Consider the following 18,669-nt stretch of genomic DNA (forward strand, 5'->3'; position numbering starts at 1 on the left):
ATCGCCGGATGGGGTAGGGGCGGTGGCCCGTCAATCGCTGCCGAGCTCCGCCTGCACCTGCCGCGTCTTGCCGCCGTTCCACACCGTCAGCGTGACCTTGTCGCCGACCCGGCGCTCCTCGAGCTCGCTGAGCAGCTCGTCGAGATCGGCCACCGGCTTGCCGTTTACCGCGGTGATGACGTCGCCACCGACGATGCGCCCGTCGCGCCCCCGCATGAAGGGCTGCAAGCCCGCCCGCTGCGCGCCACCGCCGGCCTGCAGGCCGATCAGCACCACGCCCTTGGGCAGGCGCAGCACCTGGCGCAATTGCTCGGTGCCCGCGGTCAGCCCGAGCGCCGGGCGGATCACGCGGCCATGCTGGATCAGCTGCGGCACGACGCGGTTCACCTCGTCGGCGGGAATCGCGAAGCCGATGCCATTGCTGCCGCCGCTGGGGCTGAAGATCGACGTGTTCACGCCGATCAACCGGCCCGCCGAATCGAGCAGCGGCCCGCCCGAGTTGCCGGGGTTGATCGCCGCATCGGTCTGGATCGCGCCGCGGATCGTGCGCTGCGTCATCGACTCGATCTCGCGATTCAGCGCCGAGACGATGCCGCGCGTGAGCGTCTGGTCCAGGCCGAACGGGTTGCCGATCGCGTACACCGTCTGGCCCACCTGCAGCTCGCGGCTGCTGCCCATCGGCACCGGCTGCAGTTTCTCCCGCGGCGCGGCGATGCGCAGCACGGCCAGGTCGCGGTCGGGATCGACACCGACCAGCGTCGCGTCATACGCCGTCTGGTCCGACAGCGTGACCTTCGCCGCCGAGGCGCCGCGGATCACATGGAAGTTGGTGACGATGTGACCGCGCTCATCCCACAGGAAGCCCGAGCCGGTGCCGCTGGGTACCTCGGTCACGTTGCGCGAGAAGAAGTCGCGCTGCTGCGCCAGCGTCGTGATGTGCACCACCGACGGCGACACCTTGCGGAACACCGCGATGTTGTTCTGCTCCTGGGCGTCGAGCGGACCGCGTGGCGTCACCGGGCGCGGTTGTTGGGCGAAGGCCCCGGTGGCGAGGAAGAAGGTGGCAAGCAGGAGGATGGTCGTGCGGCGCATGGCGCGGGATTATGGAGCGCTGGCGCGTTTGCGGGACGCTCCCGTCCTGCGGAGGCCCGGGCGTTGGCCGCCGATGCATGGGGCACCGGCGGCAAGCGCCGGTACCCCACGCATCACCGTCCCCGATCACCGAGATTCTTCGACGACATGCGATGGTGGACTGCGGTGGGGGCGGACTGCGGGGAGGCGTGGGTCATTCGGGGGCGGCCATCGTCGATTCGATCCAGTCCCGCTTGCGGCGCAGCGTCTCGTCGTCGTCGGCGAAACGGCGCGCGATGTCCTGGAACTCGTCCTGGATGCGCAGGAAGGCGTCGACGACCTCCGGATCGAAATGGCTGCCGCGGCCCTCGACGATGATCGCGGCCGCCTCGCCATGCGGCATCGCGTCCTTGTAGACGCGGCGGCTGATCAGCGCGTCGTAGACGTCGGCCAGCGCCATCAGCCGCGCCGACAGCGGGATGGCCTCGCCGCGCAGGCCCTCCGGATAACCGGAGCCGTCCCATTTCTCCTGGTGGCCGTAGGCGATGTCCTTGGCCGTGGACAGGAAGGCGACCGGCGTGCCGAGCTGGGCCTCGGCCTGCGCGATCGCGTCGCGGCCCAGCGCCGGGTGGGACTTCATGATCTCGAATTCGTCCGGCGTGAAGCGTCCCGGCTTGAGCAGGATGCGGTCGGGGATGCCCACCTTGCCGATGTCGTGCAGCGGCGCCGACTTGAACAGCGTGGCGATGTACTCCGGCGTGAGCAGCGCCTGCCAGCGTGGATGCCCGCGCAGCGCCTGCGCCAGCGCCTTGACGTAATGCTGGGTGCGCCGGATGTGGTTGCCGGTGTCGCTGTCCCGCGTCTCGGCCAGCGAGGCCATCGCCAGGATGGTCACGTCCTGGATCGCCGCCAGCTCCTCGGTGCGGCGCGCGACCTCGGCCTCCAGGTAGGCCGCCTTGTCGCGCAGGAAGTCCGCGCTGGCCTTGAGCCGCAGGTGCGTGCGCACGCGCGCCATCACGATCGGCGGGCTGATCGGCTTGGTGATGTAGTCGACCGCGCCCAGCGCCAGTCCGCGCGTTTCGTCGGCCACGTCGGAGCGGGCGGTGAGGAAGATGACCGGCACGTCGCGTGTGGCCGGGTCGGCCTTGAGCCGCTCGCAGACCTCGTGGCCGTCCATGCCCGGCATCATCACGTCCAGCAGGATCAGGTCGGGCCGCGGCTCGGCGCCGGCGATGCGCAGCGCCTTCTCGCCGTTGTTGGCGATCTTGACGCGGTAGCGGTCGCGCAGCAGCTCGCTCATGAGCGCGAGGTTGTCGGGCGTGTCATCGACGACCAGCACGGTGGCGCCGTCGGTCGGGTCGGAGGGCGGCGCGGGGTGCGAGGTCATGCGGGGCTCCCGGATGACGTGGGATCGGTGTCGGCCTGGCTCGCGGGACCGCGGCGGCCGGTGGCATCGGCGCGGACCAGCACGAGCGCGCCATCGAAGTCGAAGCGCTGCGCGGCGTCGGCCGCGCGGCGCAGCGTCCGCAGCCGGGCGGTCGGCAGCGGCAGGCGGTCGAGCAGGGCGCCCAGTTCCTGCCCCGCGTCGGCGGCGCCGGAATCGCTGTCCTCCAGCAGGGCCTCGAGCCGCGCCAGCAGCGCGTCGAGCCCGGCCAGCGCCGCCGCGTCGAGCACCGCCGGTGCCGCGGCCGAGGGGACAGCCGGTGGGGCGGCCTGCAGCATCGCCTCGCGCGCCAGGTGGCGACCCAGCGAGACCAGCAGCGCGGCCAGCAGCGATTGCGCGCGGATGAGCAGCGGGTCGCGTTCGGCCGCAGGCTGGCGCTGCGCGCAGGCCTGCTCGAGCGCGCCGGCCGCCGCCGCCAGCGGTCGCGCGCCCAGCGTGCCAGCGGCGCCGCGCAGGGAGTGCGCCAGTCGCGTCATCGTCGTGTGGTCGCCGGCACTGGCCGCCTCGGCGAAGCGCGCGGCGAAGTCGGTCTGCGAGTCGTGGAAGGTGCGCAGCAGCTTGCGGTAGAGCGTGAGGTGACCGCCGGCGGTCGCCAGTCCGGCCTGCACGTCGAGCCCGGCGATCTGCGGCAGGCCATCGGCTCGCCCGACGACCGTGGTGGCAGCGGCGTTGGGCGAAGCGGCGGTGGCTGCGGCGGAGGTTGAGGCGGTGGACGAGGAGGCCGCGGACGCGGGGGCGGATGGGGCGTCCGCATCGCGGCCCGCCGGGCGATCGTTGCCGCGAGGGTCCCGTGAGCCCTCCGGCGCGGCTTGGCCGCCCTGGCCTTCCTGGTCAGCCCCCAGCGTCTGGCTGAGCGCCCGCCGCGTGTCGATGCGCCGGCCCGCGCCGGAGCGGGTGTCCATCGGCAGGTCCGAGGCCGGCATGGCCGGGCGGACCCAGCGCGCCAGGACCTCGAACAGCAGGTCGACATTGAGCGGCTTGGGGATGTGGTCGTTCATGCCGGCGGCCAGGACCTTCTCGCGGTCGCCGCTCATCGCGTTGGCCGTCATCGCGATGACCGGCAGCGTGCGCCAGCGCGGATCGGCCCGCAGCGCGCGGGTGGCGGCGTAGCCGTCCAGCACCGGCATCTGGCAGTCCATCAGCACGCCGTCGAAGCCGTCGGGCGTCGCGGCCAGCAGGTCCAGCGCGACGCGTCCGTTGGCGGCCAGGGTGACATGCAGCCCCGCGTCCTCGAGCAGCGCGGCCGCGAGTTCCTGGTTGAGCTCGTTGTCCTCGGCCACCAGCACGCGCGCGCCAGCGAGCCGGCGCATCGCCTCGCGGGCGGTGTCGCGGCGGCGCTGCGCCGCGGGCGCGGGCAGGTCGGCATGACCCAGGGCCTCGCCGATCGCACTGAGCATCGACGAGGCGGTGACCGGCTTGGTCAGCAGCACCGGCCGGCGCTGCGTGCCGGCCCCGGCCAGCGCCGCGGTCAGCGAGTCGTCGCGGCCGAAGGAGGTCACCAGCACCACCGCCGGCGGCGCCTGCAGCCGGCCGTCGCCGAGCTGGCGCGTCGCCTCCAGGCCGTCCACCACCGGCATCTGCCAGTCCATCAGCACCAGCGCGAAGGGCTGGCCCTCGGCCTGGGCCTGTTCGGCGTCGCGCACGGCCTCCGCGCCGTCGGCGGCGGTGGTGACATCCAGGCCGAAGCTCGCGCCCAGCGTGGACAGGATCTCGCGCGCGGCGCGGTTGTCGTCGACCACCAGGGTGCGCAGCCGCGCCAGCTCGTGCGCCATCAGCGCGCGCCGCGCCGGCAGGTCCGAGCCTTCGGGCTGGAGTGCGAAGCGCGCGGTGAAGTGGAAGGTCGAACCCTGGCCCGGCGCGGACTCGACCCAGATGCGGCCGCCCATCATCTCGACGAGCTGCTTGCAGATCGCCAGCCCCAGGCCGCTGCCGCCGTAGCGGCGGGTGGTGGAGCTGTCGGCCTGGCTGAAGCTCTGGAACAGCCGCGCCTGCTGCTCGGGCGTCATGCCGATGCCGGTGTCGCGGACGCGGAAGTGCAGCTCGACCTCCGGCGTGGCGAGGGCGTCCAGCGCCGCCGCGTCGCGCGCGCCGAGCGCGACCGACTCGATGCCGACGATGATCTCGCCGCGGTCGGTGAACTTGGCGGCGTTGTTGCCCAGGTTGACCAGCACCTGGCCCAGTCGCAGCGGATCGCCGATCAGCGCGGTCGGCAGGTCCGGCGGCACGTTCAGCAGCAGCTCCAGTCCCTTGTCCTCGACGCGGAAACCGATCAGGTTGACCAGATGGTCCAGCACGTCCTCCATGCGGAAGGGCACGTATTCCAGGCTAAGCTTGCCGGCCTCGATGCGGCTGAAATCCAGGATGTCGTCGATGACGCCCAGCAGGTTCTCGGCGGAGCGGTGCACCTTCTCGATGTAGTTGCGCTGGCGCGCATCCAGCCCGGTCTGCAGCGCCAGGTGGGACATGCCGATGATCGCGTTCATCGGCGTGCGGATCTCGTGGCTCATGTTGGCCAGGAAGTCCGACTTGGCCCGGGTGGCCTCCTCGGCATCCTCCTTGGCCTGGCGCAGCGCGTCCTGGGCGCGTTCGCGGTCCTCCAGCAGGGCCTCGAGCTGGCGGTGGTGCGCCTGCAGCTCGAGGTCCTTGCGGTCGCGCGCCGCGCCGTGGGCCAGGCTGCGCAGCGAGGCCGCCAGCAGCCCGAAGGCCAGCAGCGCCACCAGCGCGGCGATGCCGACCCGCGTGGCGGTCGGCTCCAGCGCGTCCAGGTCGCCCAGCAGCACCAGCCGCCAGGGGCCGGCGGGGTCGTTCCAGGCGACCTCGGCCTGGGCGGTGGCGTGGCGGGCGCCGCCGACCGACACCGTCGGCGCGCGCGGCTCGAAGGGCAGGCTGTGCGCGCGCGCCGGATCCTCGAAGAGCTTGCCGTACTGGCCGCTGGCGGTCAGCGTCTTCGAGCGCTCGGCCGTCGCGGCGCCGTCCAGGCTCATGCGCCATTCCGGCCGGCTGGCGGCGAGCACCACGCCCTGCGGCGAGACCAGCAGCGCGCCGGCGTAGCTGCGGGTGTCGAGGAAGCGGTCGAGCGTGTCGGCGTACTGGCGGGCGGCGATCACGCCGATGATCTCGCCGCTCTGGCCGGGCTGGCGATAGACCGGCGCGGCCAGCCAGAAGGCGCGCTGGCCGGTGGTGATGCTGATGCCGGCGAAGACGTTGGGCTGGCCGCGCATCGCCTGGCGGTAGTACTGGCGGAAGGCCACGTCCAGGCCGATCGGGGACACGCCCTCGTCGTCCCAGGCCGCGATGATGCGGCCGCGCGTGTTGACGACGTAGGCCAGCTGCGCGCCGACGCTGGTGCCGATCACCTCCAGCGTCTCGAAGGCCGGGCGGGTGCGGCGGGCGGCGTCGGTGTCGGTGAGCGCGGCGGCGTTCTTGAGGTCGGGATTGAGCTGGCCGGCCAGCACGACCGCGCCCATGCCCTTGCCGGTCAGGGTCAGGCCCTGCAGGGCGAGCGCCTCGCGCTGGGCGGCATTGGCCAGGGCGTGCCGGAAGTCGTGTTCGAGCGAGCGCCGGTGCGTCTCGCTCGCGGTGATGCCGAGCGCGAGCGCCACGACGGCCGCCAGCAGCCACGCGGTCCGGCGATGTCCCAGCAGCCAGTCGGACACACGACCCATCCCTTTCCCTCCCTGGAAGGCCCGGTCGGAGGCCGCCGGGCCGTGATGGATGAACGCCGGGGCAGTGTAGGGGAGGCGGCGCGGGGCGCAAGCCCTGAACTGGCGCGGGAAGACCGGGCTTTCACCGAGGTGCGGCGCAGGACGCGGCGCCGCGCGCGGATGGCGGGCGGGTGATGGCCGTCGGGCCGGACGCGGGCTCGTCCTACAGCGGCCGGCGCCGGTCCTGGCTAGCATCGGCCGACATGGGCCTGCCATCCAGCATCGAAGCGACCGGCGACGGGTCGGGGCAGGGCGACCTGGTGGTCGCCCGCCCCGAGGGGCTCTACTGCCCGCCCGGCGACTTCTACATCGACCCGTGGCGGCCGGTGGACCGCGCCGTGATCACCCACGGCCACAGCGACCACGCGCGCTGGGGCCATGCCCATTACCTGGCCCACCACGACAGCGCCGCCATCCTGCGGCGCCGGCTCGGCGAGGACATCACCCTGCAGACCCTGGCCTACGGCGAGGCCGTGGTGCACCACGGCGTGCGGCTGTCGCTGCATCCGGCCGGCCATGTGCTGGGCTCGGCGCAGCTGCGGCTGGAACATGGCGGCCGGGTCTGGGTGGCCTCGGGCGACTACAAGCTGGAGGCGGATGGCACCTGCGCGCCGTTCGAGCCGGTGCGCTGCGACACCTTCATCACCGAGTCCACCTTCGGCCTGCCCATCTACCGCTGGCCGTCGCAGGCGGCGCTGTTCGCCGAGATCGACGACTGGTGGCGGCGCAATGCCGCGGCGGGACGCGCGTCGGTGCTCTACGCCTATGCGCTGGGCAAGGCGCAGCGGCTGCTGCATGGCGTGGATGCCTCGATCGGGCCGATCGTCAGCCATGGCGCGGTCGAGCCGCTGAATGCCGTCTACCGCGCCGCCGGCGTGCCCCTGCCGCCGACCTTCCATGCGGCCGACCCGGCGCTCGACAAGGCGGCGCTGTCGCGCGCGCTGGTGATCGCGCCGCCGTCGGCCGCGCGCTCGCCGTGGATGAAACGCTTCGGCGCGGATCCGGCGGACGCCTTCGCCAGCGGCTGGATGCAGCTGCGCGGCACGCGCCGGCGGCGCGGCGTGGACCGCGGCTTCGTGGTCTCGGACCATGCCGACTGGCCGGGCCTGATGGCCGCGATCCGCGGCACCGGCGCCGAGCGCGTCTTCGTCACCCACGGCAGCGTGCCGGTGCTGGTGCGATGGCTCAACGAGCAGGGCCTGCAGGCGCAGGCCTTCGCGACCGAATACGGCCAGGAGGACGATGCCGTCGCCGACACCGCCGACACCGCCGACACCGCCGACACCGCCGACACCGCCGGCACCGCCGAGCCTGCGGAAGGAGCGCCGCCGTCATGAAGGCCTTCGCCGCGCTGTACCGCGAGCTGGATGCCTCGACGTCCAGCCTGGCCAAGCAGGCCGCGCTGCAGGCCTACCTGCGCGAGGCGCCGCCAGCGGATGCGGCCTGGGCGGTGTACTTCCTGGCCGGCGGCAAGCCGCGGCAGCTGGTGCCGACCCGCTTGCTGCGCGAGCAGGCGCGGCTGGCGGCCGGCCTGCCGGAGTGGCTGTTCGACGAGAGCTACGAGGCCGTCGGCGACCTGGCCGAGACGATCGCGCTGCTGCTGCCCGAGCCGACGGACGTGGTCGAGCGCCCGCTGTCCGTCTGGATGACCGAGCATCTGCTGCCGCTGCGCGGCCAGCCGCCCGAGGCGCTCGCGCTGGCGCTGCAGAGCCAGTGGGCCTCGCTGGCGGTCGAGCAGCGCTTCGTCTACTTCAAGCTGATCACCGGCGCCTTCCGCGTCGGCGTGTCGAAGCTGCAGGTGACGCAGGCGCTGGCGGCGGTCGGCGGCGTGGATGCCAAGCTGGTCGCGCAGCGGCTGATGGGCTACACGCATGTCGGCGCGCGGCCGACCGCGGCGGACCATGCCGCGCTGGTCGCGCCGGCGCAGGCCACGGCCGGCGACGGTGGCGCGCGCGGCCTGCAGCCGTATCCCTTCTTCCTCGCGCATCCGCTGGCCCTGCCGGTCGAGCAGTTCGACGCGGCGATCGGGCCGGCCGCGGACTGGCTGGTCGAGTGGAAGTGGGACGGCATCCGCGCGCAGCTGGTGCGGCGCGGCGGCGAGGTCGCGATCTGGTCGCGCGGCGAGGAGCTGGTCACCGAGCGCTTCCCCGAGCTCGCCGCGATGGGCGCGGCGCTGCCGGACGGCCTGGTGCTCGACGGCGAGATCCTCGTCTGGCGCGACGGCCGCGCCATGCCCTTCGCGGAGCTGCAGCGGCGCATCGGCCGCAAGACGCTGGGCGCGAAGCTGCTGCGCGAGCTGCCGGTGGCGCTGTGCGTGTACGACCTGCTCGAGCAGGACGGCCAGGACCTGCGCGATCTGCCGCAGCATGAGCGTCGCGCGCGGCTGGAGCGCCTGGTGGCCGCGCATCCGCTGCCGGGGCTCGAGCTCAGCCCGCTCGTGAGCGGCGCGGACTGGGCGGCGCTGGCGCGCGAGCGCGAGCAGGCGCGGGCGCTGGGCGTCGAAGGGATGATGCTCAAGCGGCGCGACGCGCGCTATGGCGTCGGCCGCACCAAGGACGTCGGCGTCTGGTGGAAGTGGAAGATCGATCCGCTGTCGGTGGATGCGGTGCTGATCTACGCGCAGCGCGGCCATGGCCGGCGCGCGAGCCTCTACACCGACTACACCTTCGCCGTCTGGAACGGCCCGCAGGAGGATCCGGCGCGCCAGCTGGTGCCGTTCGCGAAGGCCTATTCGGGCCTCACCGACGCGGAGATCCAGGCGGTCGACGCGGCGATCCGTCGCACCACGATCGAGAGCTTCGGCCCGGTGCGCAGCGTCACGCCGACGATGGTGTTCGAGCTCGGCTTCGAGGGCATCGCCCGCAGCGGCCGGCACAAGAGCGGCATCGCGGTGCGCTTCCCGCGCATGCTGCGCCGGCGCGAGGACAAGCCGGTCGAGGAGGCGGACACCTTGCAGACGCTGCAGGCGCTGCTGCCCGCCGGCGGCGGCGACGCGGCCATCGTCCGCGCGGCGCCGCGGACGCCGCCGGCAACGGGCGCAGCGCCGGAGCAGGGCTTGCTCGAAGACGCGGACGAGGCCGCACCGTGAGCGCGATGAAAGCAGGCGGCGACGCGGAAGCCGTGAGCAAAACGAAGGCCAGACGGAACGCGAAGGTCGCGAGCGACGTGGAGGCCGTGAGCAACGCGGGTACTGCGAGCGATGCCGGTGTCGTCAGCGAGGGCATGTCGATCGACGCTTGGCTCGCCGAGCAAGGCTGGCGGTCGTTCCCGTTCCAGCGCCAGGTCTGGGACGAGATCGCGCGGGGCCGCAGCGGGCTGCTGCATTCGAGCACCGGCAGCGGCAAGACGCTGGCGATCTGGCTGGGCGCGCTGGCCACGCTGCGCGAGGCCATCGGCGGCGAGGCGCGCCAGCACGGCGGCAAGGCCGTCGCGCCGCCGCTGACGGTGCTGTGGATCACGCCCATGCGCGCCCTCGCCGCCGACACGCTGCGAGCCCTGACGCGCCCGATGGCGGTGTTCTGCCCGGGCTGGACGATCGGGCTGCGCAGCGGCGACACCAGCTCCGCGCAGCGCGCCGCGCAGGACCGGCGGCTGCCCACCGTGCTGGTGACGACGCCGGAAAGCCTGTCGCTGCTGCTGTCGCGGGCCGACGCGCGGGAGCAGCTCGGCCAGGTGCGGCTGGCGGTGGTCGACGAATGGCACGAGCTGATGGGCAACAAGCGCGGCGTGCAGACGCAGCTGGCGCTGGCGCGCCTGCGTCGCTTCCGGGCCGAGCGCGGCGCCGGGCGCGACGCGGCCCTGATGACCTGGGGCCTGTCCGCGACGCTGGGCAACCTCGACGAGGCGCTGCGGACGCTGCTCGGCACGGCCGCCGCGGACGCCGCCACGGACGCCGTGCTGGTCCACGGCGAGACCGACAAGACCCTGGTCATCGACACGCTGCTGCCCGCCACCGCCGAGCGCTTCGCCTGGGCGGGCCACATGGGGCTGCGCATGCTGCCGCAGGTGGTCGAGGCGATCGAGGCCAGCGCCAGCTGCCTGGTCTTCACCAACATGCGCTCGCAGGCCGAGCGCTGGTACCGCGCGCTGCTGGAGGCGCGCCCCGACTGGGCCGGCGTGCTGGCGCTGCACCACGGCTCGCTGGACCGCGAGGTGCGCGAGTGGGTGGAGCTCGGCCTCAAGGAGGGCCGCGTCAAGGCCGCCGTGTGTACCTCCAGCCTGGACCTGGGCGTGGACTTCCTGCCGGTCGACCGCGTGCTGCAGATCGGTTCGGCCAAGGGCGTGGCCCGGCTGGTGCAGCGCGCGGGGCGCTCCGGCCACGCGCCGGGCCGGCCGTCGCGGATCACGCTGGTGCCCACGCACAGCCTCGAGCTGGTCGAGGCCGCCGCCGCGCGCGCGGCGGTGCGCGCCGGCCGCATCGAGGCCCGGCACAGTCCGCGCGAGCCGCTGGACGTGCTGGTGCAGCACCTGGTCACGGTGGCGCTGGGTGGCGGCTTCGAACCGGACGCGCTGCTGGCGGAGGTCCGCGGCACCGTCGCCTACGAGGCACTCGACGACGCGAACTGGCGCTGGGCGCTGGACTTCGTGCGCCAGGGCGGGGCCTCGCTGACCGCCTACCCGGACTACCACCGCGTGGTGCCCGACGAGCACGGCGTCTGGCGCGTACCGGACGCGCGGCTGGCGCGACGCCACCGCGTCAACATCGGGACCATCGTCAGCGACGCGTCCATCAGCGTGCAGTACCTGGGCGGCGGCAAGCTGGGCAGCGTCGAGGAAAGCTTCATCGCGCGGCTGCGCCCCGGCGATGCCTTCATGTTCAGCGGCCGCCTGCTGGAGCTGGTGCGGGTCGAGCAGATGACGGCGCTGGTGCGGCGCGCCACCGCCGGACGGGCCGCGCTGCCGCGCTGGAACGGCGGCCGCATGCCCTTGTCCAGCACGCTGGCCGATGCGGTGCTGCGCGAGCTGGCCGAGGCCGACGCGGGTCGCTTCGATTCACCCGAGATGGCCTGCGTGCGCCCGCTGATCGACATCCAGCGGCGCTGGTCCGGCGTGCCCGCGCCCGACGTGCTGGTGGCGGAGACCTTGAAGTCGCGCGAGGGCTGGCACCTCTTCCTCTACCCCTTCGCCGGCCGGCAGGTGCACCTGGGCTTGGCCGGCCTGATCGCCTGGCGCGCGGCGCAGCCGGAGACCGGCACCTTCTCGATCGCGCTGAACGATTACGGCATCGAGCTGCTCAGCGCCAAGCCCATCGACTGGGCCGAGCGGCTGCCGGGACTGCTCAGCGTGCCGCCGCTGGAGACGCTGCTGCACGAGGTGCTGGCCAGCCTGAACGCGACCGAACTGGCGCGCCGCCGCTTCCGCGAGATCGCGCGCATCGCCGGGTTGATCTTCCAGAGCCATCCCGGCGAACGCCGCAGCAACCGGCAGCTGCAGGCCTCCGCCACGCTGTTCTTCGAGGTCTTCCAGCAGCACGACCCCGGCAACCTGCTGCTGGCGCAGGCCGAGCGCGAGCTGCTGACGCAGGAGCTCGACGTGCGCCGCCTGGCCCAGGCGCTGGGCCGGATGGCGGGGCAGACCCTGCAGGTGCATGCGCTGCGCAAGCCCACGCCGCTGGCGTTTCCGCTGATGGTCGAGCGCTTCCGCGAGAAGCTCAGCAACGAGTCGCTGGGGGATCGCATCGCGCGGATGGTCTCGGAGCTCGAGCGCAGCGCCGGCGGGGAGGCGGTCGGCACCGCGCGCGAGCCGGCCGAGCGCGCGCTGGCGGTGTTCGCGAAGCAGGATTCGCCGCAGTTCGCGATCGCGACGGTGCAGGAGTCGCTCGCGCTGGAAGCCCGTGGGGAAGCGCCGCCGGCGCGTCGGCGGCCGCGCGGCGAGCGGGCGAGGCGAGGGCGATGACGCCGGACATCGATGCGCCGGCGGGGGCGCTCGCGACCACGCTGGCCGGCGAGCGCGTCTGGCTGCTGCCCGAGCGCGCGCTCTGGTGGCCGGCGGCGCGCACCGTCTTCGTCGCCGACGTGCATCTGGGCAAGGCCGCGAGCTTTCGCGCGCTCGGCCAGCCGGTGCCCGCGGGCACCACGCGCGACAACCTCGATCGGCTGAGCACGCTGGTCGACGGCGTGCGGGCCGCCCGGCTGGTGGTGCTGGGCGACTTCCTTCACGCGGCGGCCGCGCGGCAGGCCGGGGTGCTGGATCCGGCGCACCGCTGGCGCGAACGCCATGCGGGGCTCGACTGCCTGCTGATCCGCGGCAACCACGACAACCATGCGGGGGATCCGCCGGCGACGCTGCGATTCGAGCTCGCGGACGAGCCGCATCGCCTCGGGCCCTTCGCGGCCTGTCATCACCCGCGGCGGGTGGCGCAGGCCTATGTGCTCGCGGGTCACCTGCATCCCGCGATGACGCTGCATGGCCGCGCGCATGAACGTCAGCGGCTGCCGTGCTTCTGCGAGGTGGAGGGGCTCATGATCCTGCCGGCGTTCGGGGCGTTCACCGGGACCACCGTGGAGGGGCTGCCGCCTGGGGCGAGGTGCCATGCCGTCGGGGGTGGGGCGGTGTGGGCCGACCCTCACCCCTGACCCTCTCCCGCAAGCGGGAGAGGGAGCCTTCAGCGGCGCGGCGCGCGCGAGGCGGATGACGCCCGGGGTGGCGAGGGGGTGATGAGGGGGTGATGAGGCAGGCGACGTGGCGTGTCAGGGCTGGAAGCCGCCGACGTCGGTGTGGAAGTCGCCGATCTCGGTCCATTCCTGCAGGTTGGCTGGCACGGCGAAACGCTCGGCCAGCGCTTTCGCGGCTTCCTCCGCCGTCGCGAAGGAATCCCCCCACGGCATGCTGTCGTGCTTCACCCGCCAACGCCGTGACAGCCGCGGCTTGATCGTGAATGTGCCCTCCAGACTCTGGAAGACGTATGAGACGGTATCGAGGTCCATGCTGAGCTCCGGAGCGCCTCCGACCCGGCGACCCTAACCCACCGGGCGGCAACTGTCATTCCCGAGTCGCGGATGCGGGGGACGGTCCGGCACTCGCACGGGCGCAGGGCGTCGTGCCGGCGGCGGCATGTCGCTTGCCGCATCCTGCGCACCCATGACACACCCCTGGCGATTCTTCCGGGCGGGCGGCGCCGATCAGGCACGCATCGACACCGGCGACGACCTCCTCCATCTCCGTGACCTCGACCAGAAGCGCTGGGTCGCGCTGGCCTGTCCCACGCGCGGCCTCGAATTCGACGAACGCACCCTCGACCTGATCGACCTCGATCGCGATGGCCGCATCCGCGCGCCGGAGCTGATCGCCGCCTGCGAATGGGTCGGCGCGCGGCTCAAGGACTGGCAGCCGCTGCTGCGCGGCGAATCGCGGCTGGCGGCGGCGTCGCTGTCCGACACCGAGGAGGGACGGGCGCTGGCCGAGGAGCTGCGACGCACGCTGGCGCTGGCAGGACAGGCCGCGCCGGCCGAGCGGTCCGACATCGGCCTGGACGAGATCCGCGAGCGCCAGTCGCACCTCGTCGCGGAGCGGCACAACGGCGACGGCATCGTGCCGGTCGCGGCCTTCGAGGACCCGACCGACCGCGCGCTGGCGCAGGCCGTCGCCGACGCGCTGGGCGCGGTCGCCGATGCCGGCGGCGAGCCCGGGATCGACGAGACCCGCATCCAGGCCTTCTTCGACCAGGCCGCCGCGGTGCAGGCCTGGCATGCCGAGGGCGAGGCTGACTGCGCCGGTCGACGCGCCGCGGCCATGGCGGTGCAGGCGGTCCACGACAAGGTGGAGGACTTCTTCGCCCGCTGCCGGCTGGCGAGCTACGACGCCAGCGTCGCCGCGACGCTCAACGCCACCGAACCCGAGCAGCTCAAGCAGCATGCGGCCGGCCTGCTGTCGCTGGAGTCGGGACCGCTGAAGCAGCTGCCGGCGGCGCCGGTCGCGGCGGGCGCGGCGCTGCCGCTCGACGCGCGCGCGAATCCCGCCTGGCGTGCGGCGCTGGCGGCCTTGCGCGAGCAGGCGGTGCGGCCCTTGCTCGGACGCGATGCCGACGAACTCGTCGAAGCGGACTGGCGCGCGCTGAAGGAGCAGGTCCAGGCCTGCCGCGAATGGCTCAAGCGCCAGCCCACCGGGCCGGTGGCCGCGCTCGGCGTGGAGGCGCTGAGCGCGCTGGCGGGCGCTCAGCCGGAGGCGGCCCGCGCCCGGCTGCTGGCGCAGGTGGTGGAGGACCGCGCGGCCGCGCCCCGGCACGCGGCGCTCAACGACCTCGAGAAGTTGCTGCTGCTCCAGCGCGATCTGCTGCGGCTGGCGCGCAACTTCGTCTCCTTCGAGGACTTCTACGAAGGGCGCGGCGCGGTCTTCCAGGCCGGCACGCTGTTCATCGACGGTCGCGCGTGCGAGCTCGCCGTGGAGGTCGTGGATCCCGCCCGGCACGCGCCCATCGCGGGGCTGGCCAAGGCCTACCTCGCGTACTGCGAGTGCGTGCGGCTCAACCAGAAGCGCACCATCGTCGCAGTGGTCAGCGCGGGCGACGTCGACTTCCTCTTCGTCGGCCGCAACGGGCTGTTCTACGACCGCGAGGGCCACGACTGGGACGCGCGCATCGTCAAGGTGATCGAGAACCCGATCAGCGTCGGCCAGGCCTTCCTGTCGCCCTACAAGAAGCTGGTGCGGCTGGTCGAGGAGCAGGTGGCCAAGCGCGCCGCCGCCAGCGATTCGACGCAGCAGGGGCGCCTGGGCCAGTGGGCCGGGCGCATCGCCACGGTGGACCAGCCCGCGGCCGCGCCGGCGACGACTGGCGCGGCGGGCGTTCCGCCGGCCGGACTGCCGGCCGGGCTGCCGGTGCCGGGGCGGCGGGTGGACGTCGGCACCGTCGCCGCGATCGGGGTCGCGCTGGGCAGCATCAGCACGGTGATCGTCGGCATCTTCGGTCGCTTCGTCGACCTGGGCTGGTGGATCCCGCTCGCGGTGCTGGGCATCGTGCTGTCGATCTCCGGGCCGAGCATGCTGATCGCCTGGCTCAAGCTGCGCCAGCGCAGCCTCGGACCCATCCTGGATGCCAGCGGCTGGGCCATCAACAACCGCATGAAGCTGAGCACGCGCCTGGGCGGCTCGCTCACGAAGCGGCCGCAGCCGGTGCCGCACGCGGTGAAGCTGCCGGAGATGCGGCGCACCGCGCGCGACGAGGGGGCGCCAGCGGGCGCGCCGGCGGCAGCGGTGTCGGAACCCTCGCTGTAGCGCCAGCCGCCGCGTCCCCGTCCGTGGCGACGATCAGTCGTCACGCGGCGACGCTCGCCGGTCGTCGCCGCGCGCGTCTTCGCGACGCCCACCGTCATCGCGGGGATACGGCCGGGTGAACAGCGGCAGCACGGCCAGGATCAGCAGCGCCAGCAGCATGCTGAACACCGCGGTGGCCTCGCGCCCGAGGCCGCAGGCGATGCCGATGGCGGCCGTCATCCAGATGCTGGCGGCGGTGGTCAGGCCGTGGACCTGTTCCTCGTCCTTGAGCTTGAGGATGGCCCCCGCGCCCAGGAAACCGATGCCCGCGATGACGCCTTGCAGCACGCGGCTCATGTCGGGCATCGGCATGCCGCCCTGTTGCGGCACCAGCACGAACAGCGCCGCGCCGAGCGAGACCAGCATGTGCGTACGGATGCCCGCGGCCTTGCCGTGGTGCTCGCGCTCGTAGCCGAGGATGCCGCCCAGCAGCGCGGCCAGCAGCAGCCGCACGGCGATGCGGGTGATCTGCGCGGCATCGGGCAGGTCCGAGAACTCGGACCGCAGCGTGTCGACGATCTCGGTCCAGGTGTCGGCGCTCATGGCGGCTCCTTGGCGCACGGCGCCGAGGCGGGCCGCGTCGCGGTCACGGCGTCCGACGCGGGCGCGGCGACCGGGGCCGCGGCCTGGGCAGTCTGCGCGGCCTGAGCGGCTGCGGCCTCGGCCTCGGCTTCAGCGGCATCGAAGTCGTAGCCCTCGGCCGCGTGCAGCTGCCAGGCGCCGCCGCCGGTCAGGCGCAGCACGTGCGTGTGATGCCGCAGCACGCCGTGGCGGTGGGCGATGCTGACCAGCGTGACGCCGTCGCGGCACAGCCGCTCGTAGAGGCGGCGCTCGTTGCCGCTGTCCAGCGCGCTGGTCGCCTCGTCGAGGATCACCATCCGCGGCCGGCGCACCAGCACGCGCGCGAAGGCGAGCCGCTGCTGCTCGCCCATGGACAGCAGCTTGTCCCAGTCCTGCGTGGCGTCCAGGCCGCCGACGCGCTCGGCGAGCTCCGGCAGGCCGACCTCGTCGAGGATCGCGCGCAGCGCGTCGTCGTCCAGCCCGGTCGCCGTGTCGGGATAGATCATCTGGCTGCGCAGCGTGCCCGGCTGCAGGTAGGGGCGCTGCGGCAGGAAGAAGACCTCCTCCAGCGGCGGATGCTCGATGGTGCCCTCGCCGCAGCGCCACAGGCCGGCGATCGCGCGCAGCAGCGAGCTCTTGCCGCAGCCGCTGACGCCGGTGATCAGCAGGCTCTCACCGGGCTGCAGCGCGACGTTGAGCTTCTCGACCAGCAGCCGGTCGAAGTGCGGCGTGTACAGCGTCAGGTCGCGCAGCGCGAGCTGGTCCGCGTGGCTCGTCACGATGCGTTCGCGCTGGCGCTCCGCCCGGGGCTTGCGCTGATGCATCACGTCCGACAGCGCATGCAGCCGGTCGATGCCGGCGACGAAGCGGCTCAGGCTCTCGAAGTTGTCGACGATCAGGGACACCGCCGTCAGCACCGCCGCGAAGGCGCCGGCCGCCTGGACGGCGGCGCCCACCTCCAGATCGCCCGACAGCACGCGCTCGGCCAGGATCACGCTGGGCACGACCAGCGTCAGCTGGCTGAAGCCGCGCTGGAAGAGGTTGAGCGAGCGCTGCTTGCGGATCAGCTTCCAGTAGTTCTGGTAGACGGACTCGAAGCGGCCTTCGATGTGGGCGCGCTCCTGCGGCTCGCCGCGGTAGAAGGCGATGGATTCGGCGTTCTCGCGCAGCCGCATCAGGCCGAAGCGGAAGTCGGCCTCGCGGCGCAGCTGCCAGAAGTTCAGCTGGATCAGCGGCGAGCCGAAGACATACAGCGCCAGGAAGGTGCCCACCGTCGCATACACCGCGAGGAAGGCCACCAGCACCTTGGACAGCGACCACAGCACCGCGCAGAAGGCCACCAGCTGCATCGCCGAGCCCAACATCAGCAGCAGGAAGTGGGTGGAGCGGCCGGTGAAGGTGTTGATGTCCTCGGAGATGCGCTGGTCGGGGTTGTCGATGTCGCCGGCGGCGCCGGTGCCGATCTCGTAGTACTTGCGACCGTCGAGGTAGCCGTCGAGGAAACGGCCGGTGAGCCAGCGGCGCCAGTGGTTGGAGAAGGCGTCCCGCATGTAGTAGTAGAAGGCGTACACCGGCACGGCGAAGGCCAGGACGATGAGGCTGTCGCGCACCGCGGTCCAGAAGCGGGAGTGGTTGCGTTCGGCCAGGGCCGAGGTCAGCTCGCCGGTCTTGGCGTTGAGCAGCACCGCGAGCTGGGTCTCGCACAGCATCAGCACGATCAGGAGCAGCAGCAGTCCCCAGGCGGCCTTGCGCTGGTCGCCGAGCCAGTAGGGCTTGGCGATCTGCAGGAACTGGCGCCAGGCGGCCGCGGAGAGACGCGGTGGCCGACGGCGCCGGCGCTTGGGCGCCGCGGTGGAAGGCGCGGGAGCGGTCGCCGCGGAAGGTGAACGGGCGCTCGAAGCACCCGGAGCGCCGGACGGCGGCAGGTCCGTCGCGGGAGTGGAGGGAGACACCATGAGGTCGGAACCCGGTCTGCCGAGATGGCTAGACGGTAGCTCCGACGGGTCATGGGGCGGGTAGGACGAAGCCTACTGGCGGTGACGGAGGAGGGCGCGTGGCGTTGGGCCGCGGGCGGGCTCACGAGAGCATCCGGGAGACGATGATCGCCAAGCCCGAGGAGCTGGCCGCCGAGCCGGCGAACCACTTCAGCAGGCGCGCGTCCGACGCGAGCCCGGCGTTGTTGACGCGCTCGTTCAGCGTGTTGAAGCGCTCGCAGAGCGGAGCCACCGCAGCGGTCACGCAGGAGTGGACCGTGCTGGCGATCTCGGCACGCAGCTCCCGAAGGTGCTGCTGTGTTTCCCTGCGGAAGGCGTCGAGTTGCTGCTGCGACTCCCTGCGGAAGGTCTCGAGTTGCTGCTGCGAGTCCTTGCGGAACGTGTCGAACTGCTGCTGCGAGTCCTTGCGGAACGTGTCGAGTTGCTGCTGCGAGTCCTTGCGGAAGGTCTCTAGTTGCTGCTGCGAATCCTTGCGGAAGGTCTCGAGTTGCTGCTGTGAGTCCTTGCGCAGCGCATCCACCTGGTCGCGCGATTCGATGCGCACGGCATCGATCGAGGTCTTGAGCTCACGGACGTCGCCGCGCAGTTCGTGGATGTGGACGGAGTGCTCATCCAGGCGATGCATGAGCAGCGGGAAGTCAGGATG

Annotated in this window: 12 protein-coding genes; 5 read left to right on the forward strand and 7 right to left on the reverse strand. The window is 72.9% G+C overall.

Translation table 11 applies throughout. From position 1 onward, the window contains the following. Positions 1-30 precede the first annotated feature (30 nt). The 3 genes from FHT37_RS02990 to FHT37_RS03000 all read right to left on the reverse strand — a co-directional run bounded on the left by FHT37_RS02990 (position 31) and on the right by FHT37_RS03000 (position 6,180). A complete protein-coding gene (locus tag FHT37_RS02990; protein ID WP_183478750.1) occupies positions 31-1,092 on the reverse strand; it encodes a S1C family serine protease in 1,062 nt (353 codons plus the stop codon). 193 nt (positions 1,093-1,285) lie between these two features. Next, complete coding sequence (locus tag FHT37_RS02995) at positions 1,286-2,458, reverse strand: two-component system response regulator (RefSeq protein WP_183478752.1); 1,173 nt, start codon at positions 2,456-2,458, stop codon at positions 1,286-1,288. Further along, positions 2,455-6,180: a response regulator gene (locus tag FHT37_RS03000; protein ID WP_183478754.1), complete on the reverse strand. Its 3,726-nt coding sequence runs from the start codon at positions 6,178-6,180 to the stop codon at positions 2,455-2,457. Before FHT37_RS03000 ends, FHT37_RS02995 begins: the two co-directional genes overlap by 4 nt. A 242-nt stretch (positions 6,181-6,422) precedes the next feature. Between FHT37_RS03000 and FHT37_RS03005 the strand changes: the two genes are divergently transcribed. The 4 genes from FHT37_RS03005 to pdeM all read left to right on the forward strand — a co-directional run bounded on the left by FHT37_RS03005 (position 6,423) and on the right by pdeM (position 12,794). Then, positions 6,423-7,556 carry a ligase-associated DNA damage response exonuclease gene (locus FHT37_RS03005; protein WP_183478755.1) on the forward strand — a complete coding sequence of 378 codons (1,134 nt, stop codon included), beginning with the start codon at positions 6,423-6,425 and terminating at the stop codon, positions 7,554-7,556. After that, the gene (locus FHT37_RS03010) at positions 7,553-9,307 is read left to right on the forward strand and encodes an ATP-dependent DNA ligase (protein WP_183478757.1); all 1,755 of its coding nucleotides are present in this window, start codon (positions 7,553-7,555) and stop codon (positions 9,305-9,307) included. Before FHT37_RS03005 ends, FHT37_RS03010 begins: the two co-directional genes overlap by 4 nt. 134 nt (positions 9,308-9,441) lie before the next feature. After that, a complete protein-coding gene (locus tag FHT37_RS03015; RefSeq protein WP_183481176.1) occupies positions 9,442-12,114 on the forward strand; it encodes a ligase-associated DNA damage response DEXH box helicase in 2,673 nt (890 codons plus the stop codon). Then, positions 12,111-12,794 (forward strand): ligase-associated DNA damage response endonuclease PdeM, encoded by a 684-nt coding sequence (pdeM, locus tag FHT37_RS03020; RefSeq protein WP_183478760.1) that lies wholly within the window; start codon positions 12,111-12,113, stop codon positions 12,792-12,794. The genes FHT37_RS03015 and pdeM overlap by 4 nt, the downstream gene beginning before the upstream one ends. A 114-nt stretch (positions 12,795-12,908) precedes the next feature. Here pdeM and FHT37_RS03025 read toward each other — a convergent pair whose 3' ends face one another. Beyond that, a complete protein-coding gene (locus FHT37_RS03025; protein ID WP_091723810.1) occupies positions 12,909-13,145 on the reverse strand; it encodes a hypothetical protein in 237 nt (78 codons plus the stop codon). 154 nt (positions 13,146-13,299) lie between these two features. Here FHT37_RS03025 and FHT37_RS03030 point away from each other — a divergent pair, with 154 nt between their 5' ends. Next, positions 13,300-15,429, forward strand: coding sequence for a hypothetical protein (locus FHT37_RS03030; protein ID WP_255489478.1), 2,130 nt, complete (start codon positions 13,300-13,302; stop codon positions 15,427-15,429). Between the two features lie 33 nt (positions 15,430-15,462). Here the strand turns inward: FHT37_RS03030 and FHT37_RS03035 are convergent, their stop codons facing one another. The 3 genes from FHT37_RS03035 to FHT37_RS03045 all read right to left on the reverse strand — a co-directional run bounded on the left by FHT37_RS03035 (position 15,463) and on the right by FHT37_RS03045 (position 18,648). After that, a complete protein-coding gene (locus FHT37_RS03035) occupies positions 15,463-16,011 on the reverse strand; it encodes an MgtC/SapB family protein (protein WP_183478763.1) in 549 nt (182 codons plus the stop codon). After that, complete coding sequence (locus FHT37_RS03040) at positions 16,008-17,984, reverse strand: ABC transporter ATP-binding protein/permease (protein ID WP_183478765.1); 1,977 nt, start codon at positions 17,982-17,984, stop codon at positions 16,008-16,010. Before FHT37_RS03040 ends, FHT37_RS03035 begins: the two co-directional genes overlap by 4 nt. Before the next feature lie 121 nt (positions 17,985-18,105). Beyond that, a complete protein-coding gene (locus FHT37_RS03045) occupies positions 18,106-18,648 on the reverse strand; it encodes a hypothetical protein (RefSeq protein WP_183478767.1) in 543 nt (180 codons plus the stop codon). Positions 18,649-18,669: the final 21 nt, after the last annotated feature.

Origin of the sequence: Mitsuaria sp. BK037 (genome assembly GCF_014193045.1) — a bacterium.
GTDB lineage: Bacteria > Pseudomonadota > Gammaproteobacteria > Burkholderiales > Burkholderiaceae_C > Roseateles.

Excerpts from the sequence above, each read along its gene's own strand:
- FHT37_RS03005 (WP_183478755.1), top strand. The coding sequence starts at position 6,423 with ATGGGCCTGCCATCCAGCATCGAAGCGACCGGCGACGGGTCGGGGCAG.
- FHT37_RS03000 (WP_183478754.1), bottom strand. The coding sequence starts at position 6,180 with ATGGGTCGTGTGTCCGACTGGCTGCTGGGACATCGCCGGACCGCGTGG.
- FHT37_RS03010 (WP_183478757.1), top strand. The coding sequence starts at position 7,553 with ATGAAGGCCTTCGCCGCGCTGTACCGCGAGCTGGATGCCTCGACGTCC.
- FHT37_RS03035 (WP_183478763.1), bottom strand. The coding sequence starts at position 16,011 with ATGAGCGCCGACACCTGGACCGAGATCGTCGACACGCTGCGGTCCGAG.
- FHT37_RS03040 (WP_183478765.1), bottom strand. The coding sequence starts at position 17,984 with ATGGTGTCTCCCTCCACTCCCGCGACGGACCTGCCGCCGTCCGGCGCT.
- pdeM (WP_183478760.1), top strand. The coding sequence starts at position 12,111 with ATGACGCCGGACATCGATGCGCCGGCGGGGGCGCTCGCGACCACGCTG.
- FHT37_RS03030 (WP_255489478.1), top strand. The coding sequence starts at position 13,300 with ATGACACACCCCTGGCGATTCTTCCGGGCGGGCGGCGCCGATCAGGCA.
- FHT37_RS02990 (WP_183478750.1), bottom strand. The coding sequence starts at position 1,092 with ATGCGCCGCACGACCATCCTCCTGCTTGCCACCTTCTTCCTCGCCACC.
- FHT37_RS03045 (WP_183478767.1), bottom strand. The coding sequence starts at position 18,648 with ATGCATCGCCTGGATGAGCACTCCGTCCACATCCACGAACTGCGCGGC.
- FHT37_RS03015 (WP_183481176.1), top strand. The coding sequence starts at position 9,442 with ATGTCGATCGACGCTTGGCTCGCCGAGCAAGGCTGGCGGTCGTTCCCG.
- FHT37_RS02995 (WP_183478752.1), bottom strand. The coding sequence starts at position 2,458 with ATGACCTCGCACCCCGCGCCGCCCTCCGACCCGACCGACGGCGCCACC.
- FHT37_RS03025 (WP_091723810.1), bottom strand. The coding sequence starts at position 13,145 with ATGGACCTCGATACCGTCTCATACGTCTTCCAGAGTCTGGAGGGCACA.